The organism is Streptomyces griseoaurantiacus, from assembly GCF_036189845.1.
Taxonomy (GTDB): Bacteria; Actinomycetota; Actinomycetes; order Streptomycetales; family Streptomycetaceae; genus Streptomyces; species Streptomyces griseoaurantiacus.
The window spans coordinates 2,017,569-2,043,297 of the sequence record NZ_CP108326.1 but is presented as its reverse complement, the minus strand read 5'-3'; the positions used below and the strand labels follow the sequence as shown (position 1 = coordinate 2,043,297).

22 protein-coding genes are annotated in these 25,729 nt (G+C 74.1%); 9 read left to right on the top strand and 13 right to left on the bottom strand.

The genetic code is table 11. The features are described from left to right. Positions 1-84: 84 nt before the first annotated feature. Positions 85-1,737, top strand: a complete 1,653-nt coding sequence (locus tag OHB09_RS09155; RefSeq protein WP_191852939.1) for an alkaline phosphatase D family protein — start codon at positions 85-87, stop codon at positions 1,735-1,737. A gap of 22 nt (positions 1,738-1,759) precedes the next feature. Here OHB09_RS09155 and OHB09_RS09150 read toward each other — a convergent pair whose 3' ends face one another. Next, positions 1,760-2,761: a Gfo/Idh/MocA family protein gene (locus OHB09_RS09150; RefSeq protein ID WP_006137754.1), complete on the bottom strand. Its 1,002-nt coding sequence runs from the start codon at positions 2,759-2,761 to the stop codon at positions 1,760-1,762. Positions 2,762-2,989: 228 nt separating this feature from the next. Between OHB09_RS09150 and OHB09_RS09145 the strand changes: the two genes are divergently transcribed. From OHB09_RS09145 to OHB09_RS09135, 3 genes are all read left to right on the top strand, one after another. After that, positions 2,990-4,174, top strand: coding sequence for a serine hydrolase domain-containing protein (locus tag OHB09_RS09145; protein ID WP_234528432.1), 1,185 nt, complete (start codon positions 2,990-2,992; stop codon positions 4,172-4,174). A 93-nt stretch (positions 4,175-4,267) separates the two neighbouring features. Beyond that, positions 4,268-5,278: a small ribosomal subunit Rsm22 family protein gene (locus tag OHB09_RS09140; RefSeq protein ID WP_319117774.1), complete on the top strand. Its 1,011-nt coding sequence runs from the start codon at positions 4,268-4,270 to the stop codon at positions 5,276-5,278. Positions 5,279-5,405: 127 nt separating this feature from the next. Beyond that, positions 5,406-6,212 (top strand): bifunctional DNA primase/polymerase, encoded by an 807-nt coding sequence (locus tag OHB09_RS09135; RefSeq protein WP_093589762.1) that lies wholly within the window; start codon positions 5,406-5,408, stop codon positions 6,210-6,212. Here the strand turns inward: OHB09_RS09135 and OHB09_RS09130 are convergent. The 4 genes from OHB09_RS09130 to efeO all read right to left on the bottom strand — a co-directional run bounded on the left by OHB09_RS09130 (position 6,190) and on the right by efeO (position 10,596). Then, complete coding sequence (locus OHB09_RS09130) at positions 6,190-7,119, bottom strand: hypothetical protein (RefSeq protein ID WP_319350855.1); 930 nt, start codon at positions 7,117-7,119, stop codon at positions 6,190-6,192. The genes OHB09_RS09135 and OHB09_RS09130 overlap by 23 nt on opposite strands. 25 nt (positions 7,120-7,144) lie before the next feature. After that, positions 7,145-8,017: an iron uptake transporter permease EfeU gene (gene efeU / locus OHB09_RS09125; protein WP_006137763.1), complete on the bottom strand. Its 873-nt coding sequence runs from the start codon at positions 8,015-8,017 to the stop codon at positions 7,145-7,147. Between the two features lie 4 nt (positions 8,018-8,021). After that, positions 8,022-9,395, bottom strand: a complete 1,374-nt coding sequence (efeB, locus tag OHB09_RS09120) for an iron uptake transporter deferrochelatase/peroxidase subunit (RefSeq protein ID WP_328921819.1) — start codon at positions 9,393-9,395, stop codon at positions 8,022-8,024. A gap of 61 nt (positions 9,396-9,456) precedes the next feature. Continuing rightward, complete coding sequence (efeO, locus tag OHB09_RS09115; RefSeq protein WP_234528430.1) at positions 9,457-10,596, bottom strand: iron uptake system protein EfeO; 1,140 nt, start codon at positions 10,594-10,596, stop codon at positions 9,457-9,459. Positions 10,597-10,928: 332 nt separating this feature from the next. On the opposite strand from efeO, the gene OHB09_RS09110 reads away from it, so the two are divergent. Continuing rightward, positions 10,929-11,657 (top strand): PhzF family phenazine biosynthesis protein, encoded by a 729-nt coding sequence (locus OHB09_RS09110; RefSeq protein ID WP_328921818.1) that lies wholly within the window; start codon positions 10,929-10,931, stop codon positions 11,655-11,657. A 97-nt stretch (positions 11,658-11,754) separates the two neighbouring features. On the opposite strand, the gene map is transcribed toward OHB09_RS09110, so the two are convergent. After that, positions 11,755-12,612: a type I methionyl aminopeptidase gene (map, locus tag OHB09_RS09105; RefSeq protein ID WP_167794735.1), complete on the bottom strand. Its 858-nt coding sequence runs from the start codon at positions 12,610-12,612 to the stop codon at positions 11,755-11,757. Between the two features lie 61 nt (positions 12,613-12,673). Here map and OHB09_RS09100 point away from each other — a divergent pair, with 61 nt between their 5' ends. After that, positions 12,674-12,922 (top strand): hypothetical protein, encoded by a 249-nt coding sequence (locus OHB09_RS09100; RefSeq protein ID WP_006137770.1) that lies wholly within the window; start codon positions 12,674-12,676, stop codon positions 12,920-12,922. Positions 12,923-13,290: 368 nt separating this feature from the next. On the opposite strand, the gene OHB09_RS09095 is transcribed toward OHB09_RS09100, so the two are convergent. Continuing rightward, positions 13,291-14,634, bottom strand: a complete 1,344-nt coding sequence (locus OHB09_RS09095; protein WP_397890863.1) for an MFS transporter — start codon at positions 14,632-14,634, stop codon at positions 13,291-13,293. Positions 14,635-14,700: 66 nt separating this feature from the next. On the opposite strand from OHB09_RS09095, the gene npdG reads away from it, so the two are divergent. Both npdG and OHB09_RS09085 read left to right on the top strand, forming a co-directional pair. Then, the gene (gene npdG, locus OHB09_RS09090; RefSeq protein WP_328921817.1) at positions 14,701-15,462 is read left to right on the top strand and encodes an NADPH-dependent F420 reductase; all 762 of its coding nucleotides are present in this window, start codon (positions 14,701-14,703) and stop codon (positions 15,460-15,462) included. A 156-nt stretch (positions 15,463-15,618) separates the two neighbouring features. Further along, positions 15,619-15,828 (top strand): hypothetical protein, encoded by a 210-nt coding sequence (locus tag OHB09_RS09085; protein ID WP_006137776.1) that lies wholly within the window; start codon positions 15,619-15,621, stop codon positions 15,826-15,828. Here the strand turns inward: OHB09_RS09085 and OHB09_RS09080 are convergent. Beyond that, the gene (locus OHB09_RS09080; protein ID WP_006137777.1) at positions 15,821-16,618 is read right to left on the bottom strand and encodes a site-2 protease family protein; all 798 of its coding nucleotides are present in this window, start codon (positions 16,616-16,618) and stop codon (positions 15,821-15,823) included. The genes OHB09_RS09085 and OHB09_RS09080 overlap by 8 nt on opposite strands. Before the next feature lie 306 nt (positions 16,619-16,924). Between OHB09_RS09080 and OHB09_RS09075 the strand changes: the two genes are divergently transcribed. Next, positions 16,925-20,728 (top strand): AfsR/SARP family transcriptional regulator, encoded by a 3,804-nt coding sequence (locus OHB09_RS09075; protein ID WP_328921816.1) that lies wholly within the window; start codon positions 16,925-16,927, stop codon positions 20,726-20,728. 13 nt (positions 20,729-20,741) lie between these two features. Here the strand turns inward: OHB09_RS09075 and OHB09_RS09070 are convergent, their stop codons facing one another. From OHB09_RS09070 to OHB09_RS09050, 5 genes are all read right to left on the bottom strand, one after another. Beyond that, positions 20,742-21,563, bottom strand: a complete 822-nt coding sequence (locus OHB09_RS09070) for an ABC transporter permease (protein ID WP_006137782.1) — start codon at positions 21,561-21,563, stop codon at positions 20,742-20,744. Further along, positions 21,560-22,582: an ATP-binding cassette domain-containing protein gene (locus tag OHB09_RS09065; protein ID WP_040893556.1), complete on the bottom strand. Its 1,023-nt coding sequence runs from the start codon at positions 22,580-22,582 to the stop codon at positions 21,560-21,562. The genes OHB09_RS09070 and OHB09_RS09065 overlap by 4 nt, the downstream gene beginning before the upstream one ends. A 116-nt stretch (positions 22,583-22,698) precedes the next feature. Continuing rightward, positions 22,699-23,442 (bottom strand): RING finger protein, encoded by a 744-nt coding sequence (locus OHB09_RS09060; RefSeq protein ID WP_139062930.1) that lies wholly within the window; start codon positions 23,440-23,442, stop codon positions 22,699-22,701. A 12-nt stretch (positions 23,443-23,454) separates the two neighbouring features. Then, positions 23,455-23,835: a hypothetical protein gene (locus tag OHB09_RS09055; protein ID WP_006137786.1), complete on the bottom strand. Its 381-nt coding sequence runs from the start codon at positions 23,833-23,835 to the stop codon at positions 23,455-23,457. Between the two features lie 63 nt (positions 23,836-23,898). Then, positions 23,899-25,443 carry a zinc ribbon domain-containing protein gene (locus tag OHB09_RS09050; protein WP_006137787.1) on the bottom strand — a complete coding sequence of 515 codons (1,545 nt, stop codon included), beginning with the start codon at positions 25,441-25,443 and terminating at the stop codon, positions 23,899-23,901. Positions 25,444-25,729 lie beyond the last annotated feature (286 nt).

The window sequence follows — 25,729 nt, the reverse complement described above, 5'->3', positions numbered from 1 at the left end:
ATGTGACTGTTGAGTCCATGACAGTCGGAGGCCGTCCGGGGCCGCTCCAATGACGGGGTCAGCAACCGTCAGGGGAGGCCCCGGATGTCATCCGCACACCCGCAGTCGTCGCAGCCCTCGCAGCACGCCCCCGAACTCCGCGCCGCCGCCCGCCACGTGGGGCGCCGACGCTTCCTCACCACGACCGGGGCGGCGGCCGCGCTCGCCTTCACGGTCGGGCTGCCCGCCACCGGCGCCGCGAGCGCCACCGAGCTCGACGCCCGCAGGATCCCGCACGATCCGTTCACCCTGGGCGTCGCCTCGGGCGACCCGCTGCCCACCTCCGTCCTGCTGTGGACCCGGCTCGCCCCGAGGCCGTTCGAGGCGGACGGCGGGCTGCCCCTCGCCCGCGTCACCGTGCACTGGGAACTCGCCCACGACGCGCGGTTCCGGCGGATCGTCAGACGCGGCACGGCCCTCGCGCACCCGGAGTTCCGGCACGCCGTGCACGTCGAGGTCCCCCACCTCGACCCCGGCCGCGAGTACCACTACCGCTTCCGCGCCGGGGGCTGGACCAGCGGCACCGGCCGCACCCGCACCGCGCCCGCCACCGGCGCCGCGACCTCCCGGCTGAGGCTCGCCGCCGTCTCCTGCCAGGCCTACCACGACGGCTACTACACGGCGCTCGGCCACCTCGCGCGGGAGGACGTCGACGTGGTCTTCCACCTCGGGGACTACCTCTACGAGTACGCCGTCGACTCCGCCGGCGGAGCCCGGAAGTACACCGACCGCGTGCTGCCCGACCTCTTCAACCGCGAGACGGTCACCCTGGAGGACTACCGGCTGCGGTACGCCCTCTACAAGAGCGATCCCGACCTGCGCGCCGTACACGCCGCGCACCCCTTCGTCGTCACCTGGGACGACCACGAGACCGAGAACAACTACGCCGACGGCGTCTCCGAGAACGAGGACCCGCCGGAGGAGTTCCTGCTCCGCCGCGCCGCCGCGTACCGCGCGTACTGGGAGCACCAACCGCTGCGCCGCACCCAGCGCCCGCACGGCCCCGACGCCCAGCTCTACCGCCGCCTGCACTGGGGCCGGCTCGCCCAGTTCGACGTGCTGGACACCCGCCAGTACCGCTCCGACCAGGCCTACGGCGACGGCGCGCACGTGCCGGGCCCCGAGTCCGACGACCCGGCGCGCACGATCACCGGCGCCACCCAGGAACGCTGGCTGATCGACGGCTGGCGGAACTCCCGGGCGCTGTGGAACGTGGTCCCGCAGCAGGTCACGTTCTCCCAGCGCAGGCTCGACCTCAACCCCGTCGCCAAGCTGTCCATGGACGCCTGGGACGGCTACCGGGCCTCCCGGCGGCGGGTGCTCGACGGGGCCGGGGCGGCCGGTATCGACAACCTGATGGTGCTCACCGGCGACGTGCACGTGGGATACGCGTTCGACATCAAGGCCGACTTCGACGACCCCTCGTCGAAAACACTGGGCACGGAGATCGTGGCGACCTCCGTCACCAGCGGCAAGGACGGCTCCGAGAAGCCGTCCAACTGGGCGACGTACACCCAGGCCAACCCGCACCTGAAGTTCTACGACGGGCGACGGGGTTACGTGACCGTGGAGTTGGGGCGGTCGCAGGCGCGGGCCGACTTCAGGACGGTTTCGGCGGTGACCACGCCGGGGGCGGCGATCAGGACCGCCGCCTCCTTCGTCACGGAAGTGGGGGACCAGGGACTCCGAGAGGTGTGACGGGCCCGCTCCCTGTGCCCCGTCAGGCCGCCTCGCCCGGGTACCGCACGCCGATCTGCTCGCGGATGGTGTCCAGCGTCCGCATGATCGCGAGGGTGCCGTCCAGCGGGACCAGGGAGGACTCCTTCTCCCCGGCGCGCAGGGCCCGCATGACCTCCCTGGCCTCGTGGCGGAAGCTGCTGCGGGGCCCGTCGGCCGGGTCGGCCGTGAACTCCTCGGGCTCCTGGCCGTCCCGGTGCAGCACGAAGCGGTCCGGGTGGAAGAAGCCGCTGGGGATGTCGATGCGGCCCCTGGAGCCGGTCACCGAGGCCACCACCGCCGTACCGCCGTTGATCGAGCAGTGCACGGAGGCGAGCGCGCCGCTGTCCCAGGTGAACAGGGCGCCGGTCTGGAGGTCGACGCCCTCCTCGGAGAGCACCGCCCGCGAGGTGATCCCGGACGGCTCCCCGAGCAGGAGCTGGGCGAAGGACACCGGGTAGACGCCGAGGTCCAGCAGCGCGCCGCCGCCCTGCGCGGGGTCCCGCAGCCGGTGCGCGGGCGGGAAGGGCCCGGCGAGACCGAAGTCCGCCTGGACGGTGCGCACCTCACCGATCGCGCCGTCGTCGATCAGTGCCTTCATGCGCCGGACCAGCGGGTTGCAGTACATCCACATGGCCTCCATCAGGAAGCTGTCGTGCTCCTTGGCCAGCGCGACCAGTTCCTCGGCCTCGCCCAGGTTCAGGGTGAACGCCTTCTCGCACAGCACGTTCCGCCCGGCCTCCAGGCACAGGCCCGCCGCCGCCCGGTGCGCCGCGTGCGGGGTCGCGACGTACACGACGTCCACGTCCTCGTCGCGCGCCAGGGACTCCCAGTCGCCGTAGGCCCGCCCGATCCCGAAGCGGTCCGCGAACGCCTCCGCCGACTCCGCCCTGCGCGAGGCCACCGCGACGACCTCGGCGTCGGGCAGATCGACCAGATCCGCCGTGAACGCCGCGGCGATCCCGCCCGTCGCCAGAATGCCCCACCGCACGCGTTCGTCCGTCATGTCCGTTCCTCGTCCCGTCCACCCAGCGGGCGGTCCACCCGGTCGTCCACTCACCGGTCGCCGCCCTCGATCAGTCGTTCGAGCTGAGAGCATAGGCGGCGGGGTGGCGGTACGAGAGAGGTGGGAGGGCTCCCACGCCGGGACGCGGGGGTACCCGCGCACACCGCCCGGCCCGGCGGCGGCGCCCCTCACCCCCGTCCGGGCGGGCGCGGCACTGGTGCCGGTGGCGTGCTTCGTGGCACTGTGCCGTCCCGGGAACGGACCGGCCGGCGCGGAAGGGACAGAGCACTGAGCGCACCGAGACTGCGTGTCGACAGCCCCGAGCGGGCCGGACTCGACCCCGGGGAACTGCGCCTGCTGGTGCGTGACGTGCGCGCGGCGGTGGAACGCGGCTGGGCCGCCGGGGCGGTGGTGGTCGCCGGGCGCGGCCCCGTCCTCGCCGTCGAGGAGGCCCTCGGCTGGGCGGTCCGCCACGCCCGGTACGAGGAGGAGAGCGGCACCGGCGTGGAACTCCCGCCCGAAGCCCGCGTCCCGGTCACCCCCGGCACCCCCTTCGACCTCGCCTCGCTCACCAAGCTGTTCACGGCCGTCGCCGCGGTCCAGCAGCTCGAACGCGGCACCCTCGGCATCGACGCCCGCGTCGGCGCCTACCTCCCGGACTTCACCGGGGCCGCCGCGCACGGCCTGACCGTGCGGCAGCTCCTCACCCACACCTCCGGGCTGCGCCCCGAACTCCCGCTGTACGACGCCGCCGACGAGGCCGGGCGGCTGGCGCTGCTGCGCGCCGAGGAACCCTCCGCGCCACCCGGCACCCACCGCTACTCCGACCTCAACATGCTCCTGCTGCAGCACCTCCTGCAACGGCTCACCGGCCGTCCGCTCGACGTGCTGATCCACGAGGGCGTCACCCGCCCGCTCGGCATGACCGCCACCGGCTTCGGCCCGTGCCCCGGGGCGGCGGCCACGGAGGACCAGCGCAGACCGTGGGCGAAGGCCGACCGGGGGATGCTGCGCGGGGAGGTCCACGACGAGAACGCGTGGGCGCTCGGGGGCGTCGCCGGGCACGCCGGGATGTTCTCGACCGGGCGGGACCTCGCGGTCTTCTGCCGCACGCTGCTGGCCGGGGGCTCCTACGGGCCCGCCCGCATCCTCGGCCCCGACTTCGTGGAACTGATGCTCGCCGCGCCCGGACTGGGCTTCGCGGTGGACCAGCCCTGGTTCATGGGGGAACTGGCGGGGCGGGGAGCGGCCGGCCACACCGGGTTCACGGGGACCTCGCTGGTGCTGGACCCGGCCACGGGGGCGTTCCTGGTGCTGCTGGCCAACACCGTGCACCCGCGCCGGCGCCCCGCCGACAACACCGTCCGGGCCACGGCCGCGACCCATCTGCACCGCGCGCTCCGCCCCCTGTGACCGAGAGCCCCGTAAAACCCGCGGGCCCCGCCCCGCCGCCCCGGGCCCGGGCGGCCGTCCGCCGAGCCCCGGCCGCTTCCTACAATTCCGCATGTGAACCCCGCCCCCGCCCCCGTCGAAGAGACCCTCCGCGACACCCTCGCGCACCTCCTCGACGGGCTCCCGCCCCGGCACGCCGCCACCGCCGTCGACCGGCTCATCGCCAGCTACCGCGGCCGCACCCCCACCCACACCCCCGTCCTCCGAGACCGCGCCGACGTCGTCGCGTACGCCGCCTACCGGATGCCGGCCACCTTCGAGGCCGTCCGCGCCGCCCTCGGCGCCCTGGCCGAGGCCGCCCCGGACTGGACCCCCGCCGCCCACACCGACCTCGGCGGCGGCACCGGCGCCGCCACCTGGGCCACCGCCGCCACCTGGCCGGGGGAACGCCCCGTCACCGTCCTCGACTGGGCCGAACCGGCCCTCGCGCTCGGCCGCGAGATCGCCGCCGCCCACCCCGCGCTGAAGGGGGCCGAGTGGCGGCGCGAGCGGATCGGCCGGGCGCTCGCCCTCGACGCCACCGACCTCGTCACCGTCTCCTACGTCCTCGGCGAGCTGACCGAGGCGGACCGCGGCCACGTCGTCGACGCCGCGGCGGCCGCCGCGCGGAGCGCCGTGGTGATCGTCGAGCCCGGAACCCCGGACGGCTACGGCCGGATCCTCGAGGCCCGCGACCGGCTGATCGCCGCCGGACTGCGCATCGCGGCCCCCTGCCCGCACAGCGCCCGCTGCCCCATCGTGGCAGGTCAGGACTGGTGCCACTTCGCCGCCCGGGTCAGCCGCTCCTCGCTGCACCGCCAGGTCAAGGGCGGCTCGCTGCCCTACGAGGACGAGAAGTTCGCCTACGTCGCCGCCACCCGCCTTCCGCCCTCGGAGGCGACCCCGGCCCCGCACCGCGTCGTCCGCCGCCCCCAGATCCGAAAAGGCCAGGTGCTGCTCGACCTGTGCGACCCCGGGGAGGAACTGCGCCGGGAGACGGTCACCAAGCGCCACGGCCCGCTGTACCGGGCGGCCCGCGACGCGGCCTGGGGCGATGCCTGGCCGCCCGCACCGCCGGAGGACTGAGACCCGGCGCGCGGAACCCCGCCGGCCGCCCCGGACGAAGTGCCCGGAACGGACGCCGGTCACCGAAGGCGGCGGATGGTGGGACCATGGAGCAAGCCGGAGCATTCCGCCGCGGGTGAGGAGATGGATGAACGCAGGGTTCGACCGCCGCACGGGCGGGCAGGGCAGGTTCCCCCGGCTGTCCCGGTGGCTGCCCGGCCGCCGCCCCCGTGACAGGGCCGCCGAGGCCGCCACGGCCGCCGCCGCTGCCGACGGGCGGGAGGACCTGCTGCTCGCCACGGCCGCCGCCGGACTCCCGCTGGCCCCCGCCGCGCATCCCCTCGGCTACGGCTGCTCCTGCGACCGCGTCGGCTGCCCCACGCCCGCCCGGCACCCCGTCTCCTGGGCCTGGCAGACCCAGTCCACCACCGACCGCGCACAGGTCGAGCGCTGGGCCCGGCACCAGCCCGAGGCCAACTTCATCACCGCCACCGGCATGACCCACGACGTGCTCGACGTGCCGCGCGAGGCCGGGCAGGAGGCGCTGGAGCGGCTGCTCGCGGCCGGTGCCGAGGTCGGCCCGGTGACCGTCACCGACGGCGGGCCGCTGACCGGGGAGGGGCGGATGATGTTCTTCACCCTCACCCGCGGCACCCCCGAGGACGAGGACGAATGGTGGCCCTGTGCGCTGGACTGCCATCCCGAGACCATGGACGAACACCCCGGACTGCGCTGGCACTGCCGCGGCTCCTACGTCCTCGTGCCCCCGGCCGTGCTGCCGGGGGAGGAACGCGTGGAATGGGTGCGCGGCCCCGAGCACCCGCTGCCGGACCCGCTGAGCCTGCTGGAGGCGCTCACCGACGCCTGCGCCCGCCACGTGGGGACCGCCGCCGATGCCGCCGTCGAGGCCGGCGACGCCCTCGACGGGAGGGCTACTCGCCCTTCGCCCCGGTGAGCCCCGCCACCCGGCCGAGGAACCTGACGCCCCCGCCCCCGGACTTCGCCGGGTCGAGGACGGCCTGGTTCGAGACGTAGGCCAGCGTCACGGACTGCTTCGGCTCGCCCTTCATCAGCGCCTTGATGGCCGGGTCCGTCACCGTGAGGTCGACCCCCTTGGCGGCCGTCTGCTTCTCGTAGTGCCGGCTCGCGAAGAACACCAGTGCCGCCCCGTCCTTCGTGCGCAGCCCCAGCGGGGTGTACGCGCCGCCGGACAGCGCCTCGTCCCGGTACTGGCGGGCCAGCCCCGGCCGGGCCGCGTTCTTCTTCCGGGTGCTCCGCAGCGCGTTGGTGTAGGGACCGGCCGCGAACGCCTCGCCGCCGTCCCGCAGATAGTCCGTGTACTCCTGCGCGAGCTTCCCGGGCGCGACCGAGAGCGCCGGGTCACCGGCCGTGACGGGCTCCGCGAAGCCCTCGCCGTCCTTCTTGAGGACGGGCACGTCCTCGGGGCGGACGACCGTCAGGTAGGAGACCCGCCAGGGCTCGTCCCTACCGGTGCGGGTGAAGACCAGCAGCCAGCGGCTGGTGCCGCGGTTGGAGGCGGAGTCGGCGAGGAACCAGCGCGGCCAGCCCGCCTTCTTCGGCACCGTGTACGTGGTGTCGCTCAACTCCAGCGCCTTGTACGAGGGGTCGCCCTCCGGGGCGTTCTCGTGGTTCGCCCTCAGCTTGGCGCCGTCGATGTCGGCCAGCGCACCGTCGACCCGGCCGGCGTCCCGCTCGCGGTCGTTGGCCCGCTGCGCCGCGTTGTAGGCGGTCAGGAAGGACGTCAGCGCCTTCGCCGCCTCGCCCTTCGTGGCGGCCGGGAGCACCTCGCGCTCCCCGTGCACCACCACACAGCCGCTCGCCGTCAACGACAGCGCGGTCACCGACGCCGCGAGCAGCGCGCTCCGGTCAAACCTGCGAAGCCTTCGAGGTCCGCGATCCCTGGTCATCAGGTGCCTTCACCTTCCCCTTCCCGGAGGCGAACCCTACCGGGGCGAGGAACAGCGCGAGCGCCGGGACCAGATACAGCAGCCACACCACCGACTGCAGCACCGTCGGGTCGGGCTGGAAGTTGAACACGCCCTTGAGCAGGGTGCCGTACCAGCTGTCCGGCGGGATCGTGCCGCTGATGTCGAAGGCGAGACTGGTCAGGCCGGGCAGGAGGTCGGCCTCCTGCAGGTCGTGGACGCCGTACGCGAGGACGCCCGCGGCGACCACGACGAGCATCCCGCCGGTCCAGGTGAAGAACTTGGCGAGGTTGATCCGTACCGCGCCCCGGTAGAACAGCCAGCCGAGCAGCACCGCGCTGGCCAGGCCCAGGGCCACACCGATCAGCGGGCGCGGGCTGCCGTCCCCGGCCGCGTGCACCGAGGCCCACACGAACAGCGCGGTCTCCAGGCCCTCCCGGCCCACCGCGAGGAACGCGGTGGCGACCAGCGCGCCGGTGCCCATCGCCAGGGCGGCGTCCAGCTTGCCGTGCAGCTCGGCCTTCAGATGGCGGGCGGTGCGCCGCATCCAGAAGACCATCCACGTCACCAGGCCCACCGCGACGATCGACAGCGAGCCGCCGAGCGCCTCCTGCGCCTGGAACGTCAGCTCCTGGGAGCCGAACTCCAGCACGCAGCCGAAGCCGAGCGCCAGGGCGATCGCGAGGGCGATACCGCTCCAGATCGGCCTGAGGGCCTCCCGGCGGCCGGTCTTGACCAGGTAGGCGATCAGGATGCAGACGACGAGGCTGGCCTCCAGCCCTTCGCGCAGACCGATCAGGTAGTTGGAGAACACGGGCTTACGCCTCCTCGGAGAACAGCGCCCGGCCCCACCAGTCGTCCGCGTCACGGACGCCGGGCGGGATCGCGAAGACCGCCGAACCCACGTGCTGGATGTACTCGTTGAGCGCGTCGGACGCGGACAGCTTGCGCTGGAGCGGGATGAAACCCTTGCGGGGGTCGCGCTGGTAGGCCAGGAAGAACAGGCCGGCGTCGAGCCGGCCGAGGCCGTCGGTGCCGTCGGTGAAGGAGTAGCCCCGGCGCAGGATGGTGATGCCGTCGTTGGCGTCGGGGTGCGCGAGGCGGACGTGCGCGTCGGGCTTCATCGCCTTCAGGAACGGCGCGTCGTGCTCCTTGGCCTTGCCGACGGGGGCGCCCTCGCCCTTGTCGCGGCCGAAGACGTCCTCCTGCTCCTGCAGCGCGGTCCGGTCCCAGACCTCGATGTTCATGCGGATGCGCCGGGCGACGAGGTAGGAGCCGCCCTTCATCCACGCGGGCTCGTCGCCCTCGCCGACCCACACGTGCTTCTTCAGCCGGTCGGTCTCGGTGCCCGCGATGTTGCGGGTGCCGTCCTTGAACCCGAAGAGGTTGCGGGGCGTCTGGGCGTGCGGGGTGGTGGAGGAGGTCTTGCCGAAGCCGAGCTGGGACCAGCGGACGGCGACCTTGCCGAAGCCGATGCGGGCGAGGTTGCGGATCGCGTGCACGGCGACCTGGGGGTCGTCCGCGCAGGCCTGCACGCACAGGTCGCCGCCCGTGCGGGACTTCTCCAGGTTGTCGCCGGGGAACTTCGGCAGGTCGACCAGGGCCTCGGGCCGCCGGCCCGCGAGGTCGAACTTCTCGAAGAGGGAGGGGCCGAAGCCGATCGTCAGCGTCAGCCGGGACGGATCGAGGCCGAGTGCCTCGCCGGTGTCGTCGGGCGGGGCCTCGGCGGGCCCGCCGTAGGCGCCCTCGCCGACCGCCCGGCCGGCCGTCATCCGCCGGGCGGCGGCCGTCCAGTCCTTCAGGAGCTGGACGAACGCGGCCCGGTCAGTGGTCTTCACGTCGAAGGCGGCGAAGTGCAGCCGGTCCTGCACGGCGGTGGCGATGCCCGCCTGGTGCGCGCCGTGGAAGGCGACCGCGCCGCCGGTCGCGGCACCCGCCGGGCCCATGTCGTCCCCGGAACGGGCCACGGCCACGGCACCGCCGGTCACGGCGGCCCCGAGCGCGAGCCCGGCCCCGCCCCAGCCGAGGAGGGCACGCCGGGAGGGCGCGGCGCCCGGGGCGGCCGAGGCCCGCGCGTCCGCGCCGGTCCCGGTGTCCGTCCCCGCGTCCGTCTCGGCGCCGGTCCCGGTGTCCGTCTCCGCGTCCGTCCGTGTGCGGGGGTCCGTCCCGCGGTCCCGGGGGCTGTCCGTCATGCCCGTACGTCCCTACTGCCGTGATCCTGCTGCCGGTTCGCTCTGCTCCGCTCGACGGCCCCTACTTGACGACGGCGGCGGCCAGCTTGGACAGCGGCTCGGCGAGCGCGTTGACCGCGTCCGACAGCTCCTTGCGGTCGTCCTTGCCGACCTTGTCGTAGGAGGTGAACTCGTAGGAGTCCTTGCTCGGGCGGTACTTGTCGAGCAGCTTGTCCAGCGCGCCGAACTGCTTGTCCAGTTCGGCGGTGAGCGCGGCGTCGTTCTTCTCGGCGACCGGCTTGAGCAGCTCGTAGGACTTCTGGGCGCCCTCGACGTTGGCCTTGAAGTCGACGAGGTCGGTGTGCGAGTAGCGCTCCTCCTCGCCGGTGACCTTGCCGGTGGCGACCTCGTCGAGGAGTTCCTTGGCGCCGTTGGCCATCGAGGTCGGGGTGATCTCGGCCTTGCCGACCCGCTTCTGCCAGTCGGTCAGGTCGGTGACGAGCCGGTCGGCGAGGCTCTTCTCCGTCGCCCCGATCTTCTTGTCCTGCCAGAGGGCCTTCTCCAGCCGGTGCCAGCCGGTCCACTTCTGGCCCTCCTCCAGGCCGTCGGCGCGGACGTCGACCTTGGGGTCGATGTCGCCGAAGGACTCGGCCACCGGCTCGGTGCGCTCCCAGCCGATGCGGGAGGGCGCGTAGGCCTTCCTGGCCGCCTCGAGGTCGCCGTCCTTGACCGCCTTCACAAAGGTCCTCACGGCGGGAAGGGTGGCGTCGGCCTGCTCCTGCGCGTACTCCCGGTAGGCGGCGACGGCCTTGTCCAGCTTCGGGTCGCGCTCGGCGGCCTTGCCGCCGCCGGTCACGGTGAGCTTCTGCCGGACGCCGTGGCCCTTCATGCCGGGCCGGCAGGCGATCTCGTAGGAACCCGCCTTGACCTCGGCGGTCAGCGTGTACTTCGTGCCCGGCCCGATGTTCTCCTTCTCGGACACGATCCGGTCGTCCGGGAAGAGGATCTCGACCTCGGTCGCCCGGGAGCCCTTGTTCTCTATCTTCAGGGTGACCTGCCCGGCGGGCACGGACGTCGCGGAGGTGTCGCAGGTGGAGTCGGCGGCGGTCACCTGGATCGCGTCGCCGGCATCGGCGTCGCTCTTCTGGGTGCAGCCCGTGACGGCGGCCAGGGCCGCCGCGGTCGCGGCGGCGGTGACGACGGAGAGGCGGACGGCTCGCATCAGGGCTCCAGGCTCCAGGACGAGAGGGTGGCAGCGGGGGGGCCGCACACCCACGTGGATTCAACCAGGTGAGGCTGCCCTAACTTAACTGAGGATTACCTCAGTCATACCCGGGGGATTCGTGATTCACCTCTCACACGGGGTGTACGGACACGGTCAGATCTCGCCAACCAAAAAGAGCCACCAAGCAGAGGTCAAGCAGGGGTCAAACGCCCTGGTGTCGGCCAAACACCCGTGACGCACCTCACACGCGGGCCGCACCGGGTCGCCGCCCCGCGAGGAGCCGGGAACCGGGGACGCCCCACCGGGCCGCCCGATGGTTGAATCCCCCCGTGACCGACTACGACGTCCTCCGTGTCTTCTGCGGAGCGAACACCGGCTACGGCAACGAACTCGCCGTCGTCCGCAAGGGCTCCACCGTCCCCGAACCCGAGGAGCGCCAGGCCCTCGCGGCCGAACTCGGCTTCAGCGAGACCGTGTTCGTCGACGACCCCGAGCGCGGGATCATCGACATCCACACCCCCACCCTGCGCCTTCCCTTCGCCGGCCACCCCTGTGTCGGCACCGCCTGGCTCCTGGACGTCCCCGAACTGGTCACCCCCGCGGGAGTCGTCGGCACCCGTCTGGACGGCGAGTTCACCTGGATCGAGGCCCGCCCCGAGTGGGTCCCGCCCCGCACCCTGCGCCAGTACGCGAGTGCCGCCGAGGTCGAGGCGCTGGCCGTTCCGTCCCCCGGCGAGCGAAGCGAGACGGGGGTCCCCCCGGACGGAGTCTGGGGGAGGATCTACGCCTGGGCCTGGGAGGACGAGGCGGCGGGCCGCGTCCGGGCCCGCGCCTTCCGCGGCCGTACCGATGAGCGCGGCGCCGGCCGCTCCGGTGGAGCCGGTGCCCGCACCGGGGGGATCGAGGAGGACGAGGCGACGGGCGCCGCGGCCCTCCTCCTCACCGCCCGGCTGGGCCGCGCCCTGAACATCACCCAGGGCAGGGGCTCCCAACTGCTCACCGCTCCCCAGCCCGAGGGCTGGGTCGAGGTCGGCGGCCGGGTGGTCCTGGAACGCTGAGCGGCCGGCGCGGTCCCCCGTCGGCCCCGACCTCTGCTTCGCCGAAGGGCGCCGAAGGGCGGCGGTGCTTCGCCGCAGTGCGCCGAAGGGCGGCGGGTCAGGGCAGGGTCAGGATGTCCGCGCCCGTCTCCGTGACCACCAGCGTGTGCTCGAACTGGGCGGTGCGCCTGCGGTCCCGGGTGACGACCGTCCAGCCGTCGTCCCACATCTCGTACTCGTGCGTGCCCAGCGTCAGCATCGGCTCGATCGTGAACGTCATCCCCGGCCGCATCACCGTCGTCGCCCGCGGGTCGTCGTAGTGCGGGACGATCAGGCCGGAGTGGAACGAGGTGTTGATGCCGTGGCCCGTGAAGTCCCGTACGACGCCGTAGCCGAAGCGCCTGGCGTACGACTCGATGACCCGGCCGACGATGTTGAGCTGCCGTCCCGGCCGGACCGCCTTGATCGCGCGGTTCAGCGACTCCCGGGTCCGCTCCACCAGCAGCCGTGACTCCTCGTCGACCTCGCCGACGAGATAGGTGGCGTTGTTGTCGCCGTGCACCCCGCCGATGTACGCGGTCACGTCCAGGTTCACGATGTCGCCGTCCCGCAGCACCGTCGAGTCGGGGATGCCGTGGCAGATGACCTCGTTGACCGAGGTGCACAGCGACTTGGGGAATCCGCGGTAGCCGAGGGTGGACGGGTAGGCCCCGTGGTCGCACATGTACGCGTGCGCGACCTCGTCGAGCCGGTCCGTGGTCACCCCGGGCGCGATGTGCTTCGCCGCCTCCTCCATCGCGCGGGCCGCGATCCGGCCGGCCCGGCGCATCGCCTCGACGGTCTCGGGGGTCTGCACCTCCGGGCCCGTGTACGGCGTCGGCGCCGGCTTGCCGACGTACTCGGGACGGCGGATGTTGCCGGGCACGGAACGGGCGGGGGAGAGCTCTCCGGGGACGAGCAGCGACTGACCAGACATGCCGGGGAGTGTATCCAGCGAGGTTGGGGGGACGATGGCGGTGGGGAAAGGAGCGGACACGATGGCCCTGTTCAAGAAGCGGACCGCCGGGAAGCCCGGCGAGTGGTTCTACTGCCTGGAGCACAAGAAGGTGGAGGAAGGGCCCGAGTGCCCGGCGAAGGACCGGTTCGGTCCCTACGCCACGCCAGAGGAGGCGCGGGGGGCGATGGACCGGGCGCGCGAGCGCGACCTCGAATGGGAGACGGACCCCAAGTGGCACGACGGGGAGGGCTCCGGCGGGGAGCCGGGCGGCCCGGCGGCCGCGGGCTGAACCCGGCGCCGGGCCGGCGCGCGGCTCCTCGCGCCCGTGCCGTACGAGGGCCGGGCGGTGTCCCCGTGCCGTACGAGGGCCGGGCGGTTTCCCGTGCCCCACGAGTGCTGGGCGGTTTCCCGTGCCCCGCGGGGGCCGGGTGGCTCCCCGTGCCGTACGAGTGCCGGGCAGTGTCCCTTGCCGTACGAGTGCTGGACGGTTTCCCGTGCCCCCACGGGGACCAGGTGGTTTCCCATGCCCCACGAGGCCGGACCGTTCCCCGTGGCCACGAGAGCCGGGCGGTTGCGGCGCCGCACGTGCCCGGGGCCCTGCTGTTTCCCGCGCCCCGGGCCGTGCGGTTCCGGCGCCCCACGAGACCGCGCGGGGACTCAGCCGCCCTCCCGGCGTCGCAGCGCGTGCTCGTTCGTGCGGGCGTCGTACCGCAGCAGGCCCGGCAGGCACAGGGCCAGCGCCCCCACCGCCGCCACGCACGCCAGACCGCCCGACCAGACCGCGGTCCGCACCCCGAGCAGCGCCGCCGTGCCGCCCGCCCGCACCTGGCCGAGCTGTGGGCCCGCCGAGTACGAGAGCAGTTCGATGCCGGCGAGCCGGCCGCGCAGCGCGTCCGGGATCGTCTGGTTCCACAGGGCGCCGCGGAAGATGCCGCTGATCATGTCGCAGGCCCCGGCCACGGTCAGGCACAGCAGCACCAGCCACACCTCGCGACTCGCGCCCGCCGCCGCGACCGCGAGTCCCCAGCCGGCCGCCGAGAGCACCACCATCCGCCCGTGCCGGTGCACCCGTGAGGTCCAGCCGCTGGTCAGCGACACGAGCAGCGAACCGGCCGGCATGCTCGCGTAGAGCAGGCCGAGCGACCACGGGGCGTCCAGCTCGTCCGCGAGGAACGGCAGCACCGCGAGCGGCATCGCGAGGAACATGGCCGCGAGGTCCACGGCGTACGTGCCCAGCAGCTCCTTGCGGCTCCAGGCGTACCGCGCGCCCTCCGCGATCGCCCGCAGCGAGGGCCGGGCCGCTTCCCGGGCGGCGGGCGCGGCCGCCAGCCCCCACCCCAGGGCCACCGACGCCGCGAAGGTCAGCACGTCGGCGGTGTACGCCCAGCCGAGCCCCGCGTACGCCACGACGAGCCCCGCGACCGCCGGGGCCGCCACCCCGCCGACCGTCCAGCGCAGACTGTTCAGCGCGACGGCCGCCGTGAGGTGCTCGTGCGCCACGACCCGCGGCAGGATCGCGTCCAGCGCCGGCCGCTGCACGGCGGCGAGCGCGGAGGACAGCGCGGCCACGACGTACAGCGGCCACACCAGCGGCTCCGGGAGCAGCGCGTTGACCAGCAGGACGGCGCTCAGCAGGCCGAGGCCCGCCTCGGTGCCGAGGATCAGCCGCCGCTTGTCGAGGGCGTCCGCGAGCGCGCCGCCGTACAGCCCGCACACCAGCATCGGAACGAGTTCGACGGCGCCGATCGCGCCGACGGCCGCGGCCGAACCGGTCAGCTCCTTGAGCTGCACCGGAAGCGCCACGAGGGTCAGGAAGCTGCCGAAGCTGGTGACCAGGCCCGCCAGCCACATCCGGCGGTAGTCCGCGGAGGTCCGCCAGGGCGCCAGGTCCGGCAGCAGCGCCCGCCACCGGGACGCCTCCCGCGTCGGAGCCCCCGCTTCCCGGGGCGCGTCGGGAGACGGCGCGGCGGCGGGCGGGTCGGTGGCGGTGTCGTCGGTCACGACGTGCCATCGTCGACCGGGGGCGGCCGGGCGACAACCGAATTACCGCGCACATAGAGTCGGCTCATGACCTCCAACGACAGCGCACCCCCCGCTTCCGACGCCGCGACGAAGGCCCCCGCGAAGGCCCCCGCGAAGGCCCCCGCGAAGGCTCCCGCCAAGGACCCCTGGGACCTGCCCGACGTCTCCGGGCTGGTCGTCGGCGTCCTCGGCGGCACCGGACCCCAGGGACGCGGCCTGGCCTACCGGCTCGCCCGCGCCGGGCAGAAGGTGATCCTCGGCTCCCGCGCCGCCGACCGGGCCCGGGCCGCCGCCGAGGAACTCGGCCACGGCGTCGAGGGCGCCGACAACGCCGAGTGCGCGCGGCGCAGCGACCTCGTGATCGTCGCCGTGCCGTGGGAGGGCCACGGCGACACCCTGGCCTCGCTGCGCGGGGAACTCGCGGGCAAGCTCGTCGTCGACTGCGTCAACCCGCTCGGCTTCGACAAGAAGGGCGCGTACGCGATCAGGCCCGAGGAGGGCAGCGCCGCCGAGCAGGCCGCCGCCCTGCTGCCCGAGGCGCGCGTCACCGCCGCCTTCCACCACCTCTCGGCGGTCCTGCTGGCGGACCCCGAGGTCGAGGAGATCGACACCGACGTGATGGTGCTCGGCGAGGAGCGGGCGGACGTGGAGACCGTCCAGGCGCTGGCCTGCCGCATCCCCGGCATGCGGGGCGTCTTCGCCGGGCGGCTGCGCAACGCGCACCAGGTGGAGTCCCTGGTCGCCAACCTGATCTCCGTCAACCGCCGGTACAAGGCGCACGCGGGGGTCCGGCTCACCGACGTGTGACCGGCCGGGCGCGGGCCGCGAGGGGCGGGGCGGAAGGGGGCCCGGCGGCATGGGGGACACTGGTGGCGGCGACGGCACCCGTGCCGCCGCCGCCACCAGAAGAACAGCGATCGAGCAGTACCGCAGTGTCGCCGTGTCCCCCGACAGGAGCCCCTCATGCCCCGCCTGGCCCTCTACACCCTCGCCGTCTGCGTCCTCGCCGTGGCCGCGGCCGTCGTCTCGTTCGCGCGGGGCAGCGTGCTGATCGGGATCGTGTGGGTGCTGCTCGTGGGCCTGTCCTCGAACATGACGTGGTACTACGTCCGCCGCGACCGGGCCGCCGCCGCTGCCGCCCGCGAGGCCCGCGAGCAGCCCTCGGTCAGCTGACGGAGCAGATCGGGTCGCTCTCGCGCCAGAAGCGGAACAGCTCGTATCCGCAGGCCGTCGTGTTGTTGTCGATGCCGAGGCTGTTCAGCAGCCCGTACACCATGTCGAAGAACGTTTCGTTCACCGACGGGATCCACAGCACCGCGAACACGAACAGCAGGCCGAACGGGGCGAAGGGCTCCATCTGGCGCCGGGCGTTGTACGAGAGCCACGGCTCGATCACGCCGTAGCCGTCCAGCCCCGGCACCGGCAGCAGGTTGAGGATCGCCGCCGTGATCTGCAGCAGCGCGAGGAACCCCAGCGCGTAGCGGAACGGCCGGGGCACGCCGTCCAGCGCGTCCAGCCAGAACGGGGCCGTGCACAGGACGGCGAACAGGACGTTGGCCAGCGGTCCCGCCGCCGAGACCGCGCTGTGCTTCCAGCGGCCGCGTATGTGGCCGCGCTCCACGAAGACGGCACCGCCCGGCAGACCGATGCCGCCCATGATCACGAAGAGCACCGGGAGGACGATGCTGAGCAGGGCGTGCGTGTACTTCAGCGGGTTGAGCGTGAGATAGCCCTTGGCGCCTATGGTGAAGTCGCCGCTGTGCAGGGCGGTGCGGGCGTGCGCGTACTCGTGCAGGCACAGGGACACGATCCAGGCCGAGGTCACGAACAGGAAGACGGCCACGCCCGGCTGCTCGGCGAACCCGGTCCAGGTGGCCCATCCGGTGACCGCGCTGACGGCCAGGATGCCCAGGAAGACCGGGCTGATCCTCCGTTCGCTGCGGCGGGCGGCGGCGGTGCTCATGGGCAAGGGCTCCTGGGGCTCGTCGTGGGACGTTCGTGCGTGAGAACGTGCGGGGGCGGAACGACCGTACAGGTGATGCCGCGATGTGGGGAGAACGTTCCGGGAGGCGGGGGCGGTTCCCGGGGGGAACGGCCGGGGGACGGCCGGGGGATCGGGCAGGGAAACGAGCGGGGCAGAGAACGGGGGCGGGACGCGGTGGGCCGAGGAACGGCACGGGGGCGGACGAGGACGGCGGAGCCGGCCGGGGACGGCGGCGGGGACGCGGCCCGCGCACCCGGCGGCGGCCGGAGCGCGTCCCCGGGGACAATGGACCTCGTGCGCTACCGCATCCTCGGCACCACCCAGGCACTCCGCCCCGACGGCTCGCCCGTCCCGGTCGGCGGAGCGCGGCTGCGCGCCCTGCTGACCGTGCTCGCCCTGCGGCCGGGCCGGACCGTGCCCGCAGGGTTCCTCGTCGAGGAGGTGTGGACCGGAGCCCCGCCCGCCGACGCGCCGGGCGCGCTGCAGGCCCTGGTGGGACGGCTGCGGCGGGCGCTGGGCGCGGACGCGGTGGAGTCGGCGGCCGGCGGCTACCGGCTCGCGGCGGGTGCCGACGACGTCGACCTGCACCGTTTCGAAAGGCTCACGGGGGAGGGGCTGCGGGCGCTGGCCGACGGGGACGCGGCCAAGGCCGCCGCCGTCCTCGACGACGCGCTCGCCCTGTGGCAGGGCCCGGCCCTCGCCGACCTGCCGGACCGCACGGGGGAGTCCGCCCGCTGGGAGGCCCGCCGGCTCGACGCGCGGCGTGCGCGGCTCACCGCGGCGGTCGCGCTCGGCGAGGCGGCGCACGTCCTGCCGGAGCTGACCGCGCTGAGCGCGGAGCACCCGCTGGACGAGCCCCTGCAGGCGCTGCGGCTGCGCGCCCTGCGGGAGGCGGGCCGCCCGGCGGAGGCGCTCGCGGCGTACGAGACCGTCCGCCGCCTCCTCGCCGACCGCCTCGGCTCCGACCCGGGCCCCGAACTCCGCGCCCTGCACGCGGAACTCCTGTCCCCACCGCCGGACACGGGCCCCGGCCCCGCGCCCGCCGACGCCCCCACCCGCGAGGTGCACCCCTCGGCCCCCGGCCCCGCCCCGCGCACCGGGGGCACCACCGGCCCCGGGCTCCCCGGGACGTCCACCACGGCCGGCCGCACGAACCCGGCCCGCCCGGCGGACGGGACCCGGCCCGGCGGCCCGGGGGGCAGCGGTGGTCCGGCGGGTCCCGTGCGCGCGGAGGATGCCGCGGGCCCCGGCCCCGGCGGCAGGACAGCCCCTGGGGGCCGGGAAGACTTCGCCGGCCTCGGCCCGGCGGGTTCGGACGGCCCTGTGGGGTCCGTCGGCCCTGCGGGGTCCGTCGGCCAGGACGGTGCGGCGGCCCGCCCCGAGCAGGGCGACCCGGCCCCCGACGCCGGTGCGGCCGCCCCCGGGCAACGGGAGGACCCCGCGAGTCCCGCCCGCGCGGCCGCCCCGGCGGGCGGGGGTCTCGCCGTGCGGGAGGCCCGTACGCCTCCGGCCGGGAACCTCCGGGTGCGGCTCACCTCGTTCGTCGGGCGTGAGGGGGACATCGCCGCGCTGCGGCGGGACCTCGGCGCCGCGCGGCTCGTGACGCTGCTCGGGCCCGGTGGGGCCGGCAAGACGCGGCTGTCGCAGGAGGCGGGGGAGGCCGTCGCCGACGCGCTCCCCGACGGCGTGTGGCTCGCCGAACTCGCCCCCGTCCGCGACCCGGACGCCGTGCCCGAGGCCGTGCTCAGCGCGCTCGGCGCGCGCGAGACCGTGCTGCGCGGCGCCGGCGCCGAGGAGATGCGCGCCGCCTCCGACCCGCACCGCGACGACCCCGTCACCCGGCTCGTGGAGCACTGCGCCCGCCGCCGCATGCTGCTCATCCTCGACAACTGCGAGCACGTCGTCGACGCCGCCGCCCGCCTCGCCGAGGAACTCCTCGCCCGCTGCCCGCACCTGACCGTCCTCGCCACCAGCCGCGAACCCCTCGGCGTGCCGGGCGAGTCACTGCGCCCCCTGGAGCCCCTGCCGCAGCCGTACGCCCTCGAACTCCTCGCCGACCGGGGCGCCGCCGCCCGCCCCGGCTTCCGTCCCGAGGACGACCCGGAGGCCGCCGCCGAGATCTGCCGGCGGCTCGACGGGCTTCCCCTCGCCATCGAACTGGCCGCCGCCCGGCTGCGCATGATGACGCTGCGCCAGATCGCCGACCGGCTCGACGACCGCTTCCGGCTGCTCACCTCCGGCAGCCGCACGGTGCTGCCCCGCCAGCAGACCCTGCGGGCCGTCGTCGACTGGTCCTGGGACCTGCTCGACGAGGAGGAACGCGGCGTCCTGCGCCGGCTTTCCGTGTTCGCCGGCGGCTGCGACCTCACCGCCGCCGAGGCCGTCTGCGGCCCGGCCGCGCTCGACGCGCTCGGCTCCCTCGTCGACAAGTCCCTCGTCGTCGCCGCCCCCTCCGCATCGGGTGACGGCGAGATGCGCTACCGGCTCCTGGAGACCGTCGCCGAGTACGCGGGCGAACGGCTCGACGAGTCCGGCGAACGCGCCGCCACCGAGCGCGCCCACCTCGTCCACTACCGCGAACTCGCCCGCACCGCCGAACCGCTGCTGCGCGGCCGCGAGCAGCGGGCGGCCACCCGGCGGCTCCAGCAGGAGTACGAGAACATCCGGGCCGCGCTGCGCCGGGCGGTCGACGCGGGGCAGGAGCAGGAGGCCGTCTGCCTGGTGCTGTCGCTCGTCTGGTACTGGCAGATGCGCGACCTGCGGATCGAGGCGCGGACCTGGACCACCGCCGTCATGGAGCTCTTCCCCGACCCCTTCGAGGGCTCCGCCCGGCCCGTCCCCGACCTCGTGGAGCGCTGCGTCGGCTCCCCGCCGCCCTTCCCCCCGCGGATCCTGGAGGAGGCCCGGCGCGGGGTGCACCTCGCCCATCTCGCCTGCATGGACATCGACATGGAGGCATGGCAGGACGAACGGGCCCAGCGCAAGCTGCGCACCATCGCCGCCACCTACCGGCCCGGCCAGCCGCAGGTCTGCCGGGTGCCGGGCAACCTGTGGTTCTTCGCCGTGATGCTCACCGGCGAGGTGGAACGCATCCGCGAGGTGACCGACGCGGCCGTGGACACCTGCCGTGCGCTGGGCGAGGAGTGGGAGCTGGCCCGGGCCCTGGAGAACCGCGCCAACATCCTCGCCAACCGCCCCGACTGGGCCGGGGACGCCGCCCGGGACGCGGAGGAGGCGCTGAGGATCTTCACCCGCCTCGGGGACGACTGGGGCGCCGCCGAGGCGCTCTCCGCCCGCGCCGAGTCCCTGGAGCGCATGGGCGACTACCCGCGCGCCGCAGCCGACTACGGGACGGCGATCGAGTACGCCGAACGGCTCGGCGCCCACGCCCAGGGCGGTGTCCTGCGGGCCCGGCTCGGCAACGCCCTGCTGGAGGCCGGCGAGGGCGAACGGGGTGAGCGGCTGCTGCGGCGGGTGATCGAGGAGAACGCCGGCGCGACGACCGAGGGGCTGCCCGCCGCCCGGCTGTTCCTCGCGACCTGGCTCGGCCACACCGACCGCACCGTCGAGGCCCGCACCCAGCTCGACCGCCTGCGCGAGGAGTTCCCGGCCGCGGGCTTCCCGGTGTTCGGCGGGCTCATCCACGGCCTGTACGCCTGGCTGGACACCACGGAGGGGCGGTACGAGGAGGCGCGGACACAGGTGCGCGAGGCCCTCCGGCACGCCACGGACCGGCTCACCCAGGTGATGGCGCCCCAGATGCGCTCGACGTACCTGGTCGTGGCCGCGCTCACGCTGATCGGGCTCGAGGGCGGGGACACCGCGGACGCCGCCCGCTGCCTGGGTGCGGCGGACGCTCAGGAGCCGCCCGGGTACCGGCTCAACTTCGCGGAACGCGCGACCCGGGAGAGGGCCGAGGCGCGGCTGCGGGAACTGCTCGACGCGCGCACGTACGAGGCCGCGTACGCCGAGGGCGGCGGCCTCACCCTGGAGGAGGCCACCGCCCTCGTACGACGCGGACCGGGAGAACCGGCGGGACCGGGAGAACCGGCGGGACCGGGAGAACCGGAGGACCGGGGGAGCCGGTGACGCCGGCGCCGGCTCAGGCCTTGGTGGAGTACTTGCGGACGGCGATCGGCATCATGACCGCCGTCAGCACCGCCGACCAGGCGACGGTGATCAGGATGTCGTGGGCCACCGGCCCGCCGTTCATCAGTCCGCGCGCGGCGTCCGCCAGCGAGGACAGCGGGTTGTAGTCGGTGAACGCCTGGAGCCAGCCCGGCATCGTGCTGGTCGGGGCGAAGATGGACGAACCGAACTGCAGCGGCATCAGCACGAGGAACCCCATCGCTTGGACGGCCTGGGCGCTCTTCATCACCACACCCAGGGTCAGGAAGATCCACATCACCCCGAAGCCGAAGACCATCGACAGGCCGACGGCCGCGAACAGACCCGGGACGTCGGACACGGTCAGGCCGAGCGCGAAGCCCACCGCGAGCAGGATCGCGGTGGCCACGAGCATCCGGCCGATCTCCACCACGATCTTGGCGATCAGCACGGAGGCCCGGCCGATCGGCAGCGACCGGAAGCGGTCCATCACCCCGGTCTGGAAGTCCTGGTTGAAGCCGGTGCCCACACCCTGCGCGATGTTCATGCCCATCATCGCCATCAGGCCCGGCACCAGGTAGTTGACGTACTCCTGGCGGTTGTCGGCCCCGCTGATCGCGCCGCCGAAGACGAACACGAACAGCAGGCAGAAGACGATCGGGAACAGCACCGCGTCGAACATCGACTCGGGGTCCTGCCGGATCCACAGCAGGTTGCGGCGGATCAGCGCGCCGGTGTGGCGCAGATGCCCGCGCAACCCGATCCGGGCGTCGCTCGCGGGGGCGCCGGCGTGCGGGGTGGCAATGGCGGCGCTCATACGGCGACCTCCTCGCGGGCGGGGACGTCGTCCTGCGCGGCACTGGCCTTGTGGCCGGTGAGCGACAGGAACACCTCGTCCAGACTGGGCAGTTCGGTGGTGAGGGAGGAGAGCGTGATGCCCCGCGCGGTGAGCGCGCCGACCACGGCGGTCAGCTGCTCGTCGCTGAGGACCGGCACCAGGACGCTGGCGGAACCGACGTCGACGGTGGCGTTCCCGGGGCCGGTGAGCCCGAACTCGTCGAGCGCGGCGGCGGTGGGACGCAGCTCCAGCGGGTCCGCCGGGGTGATCCGCAGGGTGCGGCCACCGACCCGCGCCTTCAGCTCGGCGATCCGGCCGCCGGCGACGACCTTGCCGCGGTCCACGACCGTCAGCTCGGAGGCCAGGTACTCGGCCTCCTCCATGTACTGGGTGGTGAGCAGCACGGTCGCACCCTCGGCGACCATGCGGCGCACCTCCGTCCACACCTCGTTGCGGGTGCGCGGGTCCAGGCCGGTGGTCGGCTCGTCCAGGAACAGCACCGCCGGGCTGCCGATCATGGAGGCGGCCAGGTCGAGCCGGCGGCGCATGCCGCCGGAGTAGGTGCCCACCGGGCGCTTGGCGGCCTCGGTGAGGGAGAACCGCTCCAGCAGACCGTCGGCCCGAGCGCGGGCCTCCCGGCGGGACAGGTCGAGCAGCCGGCCGATCAGGTACAGGTTCTCGAAGCCGGACAGCTTCTCGTCGACCGAGGCGTACTGGCCGGTGAGGCCGATCACCCGCCGCGTCTGACGCGGCTGGCGCAGCACGTCGTAGCCGGCGACGGTGGCGTGCCCGGAGTCCGGCACGATCAGGGTGGACAGGCAGCGGACCAGGGTGGTCTTGCCGGCCCCGTTGGGACCGAGCACCCCGAGGACGGTGCCCTCGCGCACGTCGAGGTCGACACCGTCGAGGGCCTTCGTCTCCCCGTAGTGCTTCACCAGCCCCCGTACGGTGACGGCCGCGTCCCGGGCGGCGTCGGGGTTCTTGTCGATTCGCGTCATGCCGAACAAGCTGCCAGCCCCCGCCGACAGCCTGCCGACAGAGCGCCGACATGCCGCCGACAGAGCCCGCGGACCCCGCCTGACCCGGGTGGACGACGGGATTCCTCGGGCAGGCCCTACGGGACCTGCTGGATGTCGGCGCCGGTGATCTGCCCGTCCTGGACGGTGTACGTGCCCGTGAACGACTTCACCGTGCCGTCGGTCTGCGAGGCCCGGAGCTGGACGGCCACCACCCCCGAGCCCGAGCCCGAACCGTCGTCGGAGGTGGTGACGTCGACGTGGGCCGTCGAGGCGAAGCCCGCCACCCAGTCGGAGTAGGGACCGTTGTAGAGGCGCGAGCCGCCCATGTTCCAGGCCGCGGAGTAGTTCCCCGCGTTCAGGTAGTCGTAGTAGTCCGTGACGACCGTGCTCGCCGCCCGGGTGCCCTCGTCGGTGCTGTCGGTGTCATCGGTGCCGTAGGCCGTCTCCGTGTCCTCCGGAGTGGGGGTCCCGTAGCCGCCCTCCCCGGAGGTGTACTCCTCGCCGCCGTACGTGTCCGGCGTGCCGTATCCGTCGGTGGAGGGGGACGCGGTGCCGTCCGAGTCGTAGCCCGGCAGGTACGGCATGCCGGGGGAGCCGCCCGCCACCGCGGTGTCGTCCTGGTGGGCGACGGACACGCCGAGCACCACCCCGCCGCCCGCGAGGACGGCCGCCAGGGTCCAGGGCAGCCAGCGCGGCAGCAGGGCGCCGCCGATGCGCACGTGGGAGCCCCGGGCCTCCGCCCGGGCCGGTCCCACGGTGGTGCGGGGGGCGCCGCAGTGCGGGCAGTCCGGCCGGGTCGGGTCCTCGACGCGCACGCCGCATCGAACGCAGAAGTGCATGGCCGCCTCCGCCTACAGTCCCCGGACGGCTTCTTCGATGGTGACCGCCAGCGAGGCGAGCGCCGCGAAGCCGGGCACCGCCTCGGTGAGCGCCCTCGCGACCCGGCGCAGCTTCCCCGTACGGGGCTCCGGCGCCGCCAGTTCCTCGCGCGCGTCCTGCGCGAACTCCGCCAGGTCCTCCCGGTCGGGGTGCTCCGAGGCGCGCAGGTCCTCGATGAACCGGGCCAGCAGCTCGCTGATCTCCCGCGGGGTCAGGGGGCGCTCCTCGGCAGCCGGCGCCCTCTCCTCCGTGACGCGGAAGTCGACGCGCGCGTTGCTGCCGCTCGCCACCACCGCGTGGGAGACCCGGGCGCCGCCCGAGGCGCTGATGCCGTTGTTGCCGTGTGTGTCCATGCCGCTTCCCGTCCCTGGTGTCCGTTGTCGTTGTCGTCCTCGGCCCCGTGCGCCGCCGCCGGGTCAGTCCACGCTGGGCCGCGGGATGTGCCGCATGACGGCCGAGATGCGGGACTTCTCGCCCGAGGCGACCGCGCTGGAGTCGACCCGCGCCCCGGCGGTCGCGATGATGCCGTTGTTGATGATGGTTTCCTGACGCTTGATCAGATCGCCCGCGTCGATGTCGTGGGCCACGGCGAACTCCACGAGGGCGTCCAGGATCCGCCGCTCCACGGCCTTCAGCGCCATCCCGGAGTCGGTCTTCTGGAAGTACCGCTGGTGGTCGACCGCGGAGGCGAGCTGCCGCACGCTCTGCCGGGCGCCGTAGTCGAACATCTTGAGCCGGGTGATCTGCCGCTCCTGGCGCTTCACGCGGCGCCGGATGCCGAAGTCCGGGAAGAAGCCCCTGACGGCCCGGGCCGGCGAGGCGAGCAGCACGAAGGGCGTGCCGAGGAGGTTCTGCGCCACCATCGCGCAGAACTCCCGGGGCGAGGGGTACGGCATGAGGGTGTCGATGGTCCGGTACCGCTCCTGGAGCGGGCACAGCACGGTGGGCTGGGCCTCCACGAGGAGATTGGAGTCCGAGCGCACGAGGCGCAGGAACACCGAGGTCACCAGCTCCCCGCCCCAGCCGGAGGAGTGCGTGACGAGATAGGCGCGGGCGGTCTCCTCCGGGTGCCGCTTCAGCGTGTCCAGCAGACCGGCGTCGACCCGGGCCAGGGGACGGTCCAGCGGATCGGGGAGGAAGCGGGAGTCGCCCAGCAGCGCGGACCCCTCCACGAAGACCCGCTCCTCCAGTTCCAGGCAGGGCAGCGACAGTTCGCCGACCCGCCGGGCGATGTGCGCGTACAGGTCCGCGACGTCGAACTCCCGGGGGGTCGCGCCCTCGCGCCCCGAGGTGGTCACGTCGAAGGTCAGCGACCAGGAGTCGAGCTCCCTCCCGTACCCGGTGAACGGGGAGAAGCCGCTGTAGACGGTGAGGTTGCCGTGCGCGTACTCGTCGATCCGGTGCAGGCGCCGCTCCACGGAGCTGTTGGGAGCCGAGGGGGCCCGCGCGGGGTCGAAGCGGTCCGGCCGCAAGCGCTGGAGGCGCTCGCCGTAGTGGGTGGTGCAGGCGAACACCAGCGTGGTCAGCCAGGCGAGCAGGAACATGAGCAGGATGGTCAGGCCGCTGCCGAACAGCAGCCCGGCGAACAGCATCAGGAACTCGACGGCCAGCACCAGGTCCCTGGCGTGCCGGCGCGCGTTGGCCTCGTAGGCGTACCGCAGCACCACCGGCACGTCGCAGCCCGGGGACGGGGCCACGCCGAGGTGCGGTTCGGCGGCGACGTCCCTGATGAGGGAGGTGGCGTACTGCCGGTCGAGGAAGACGGCGGCGCACATGTACCGGGTCAGGTCCCGGCCGCCGGTCCAGCGGGGTACCGCCAGGCCGCGCGCCGGGCGCGCCGGGCGCGGGCCGGCCGCCCCCGCGCCGGCGGTCAGCGCGGTCCCGCACTCCCCGCAGAAGTCCGCCCCCGGCACCGTGGCGGCCGAACAGTGGTGACACGTGGTCCGCGTGGTCTGGGTCATCGCCGCTCCCCCGAATGTGGATGTCCCGTAGCACTCAGTGCACCACCGGTACGGGAGAGTGCGGTGGGCCCGGGGCGCCATCGAGGCCACTCCGTTGTCAGAGCGTTCCGAATCGGTTGTTAACCGGGCAAGTCGAGGCCACGGCCTGACGGAGTGTCACGGGGCGGGAGGGGCCGGTGAGGGAGGCGGGACGGAGGCGGCCGGACGTACGAGACGTGCGGAACGCGCGAAAGGGGCAGCCCGCCGACGGGGGAAGATCGGCGGGCTGCCCGGTGGTGCCACTGTG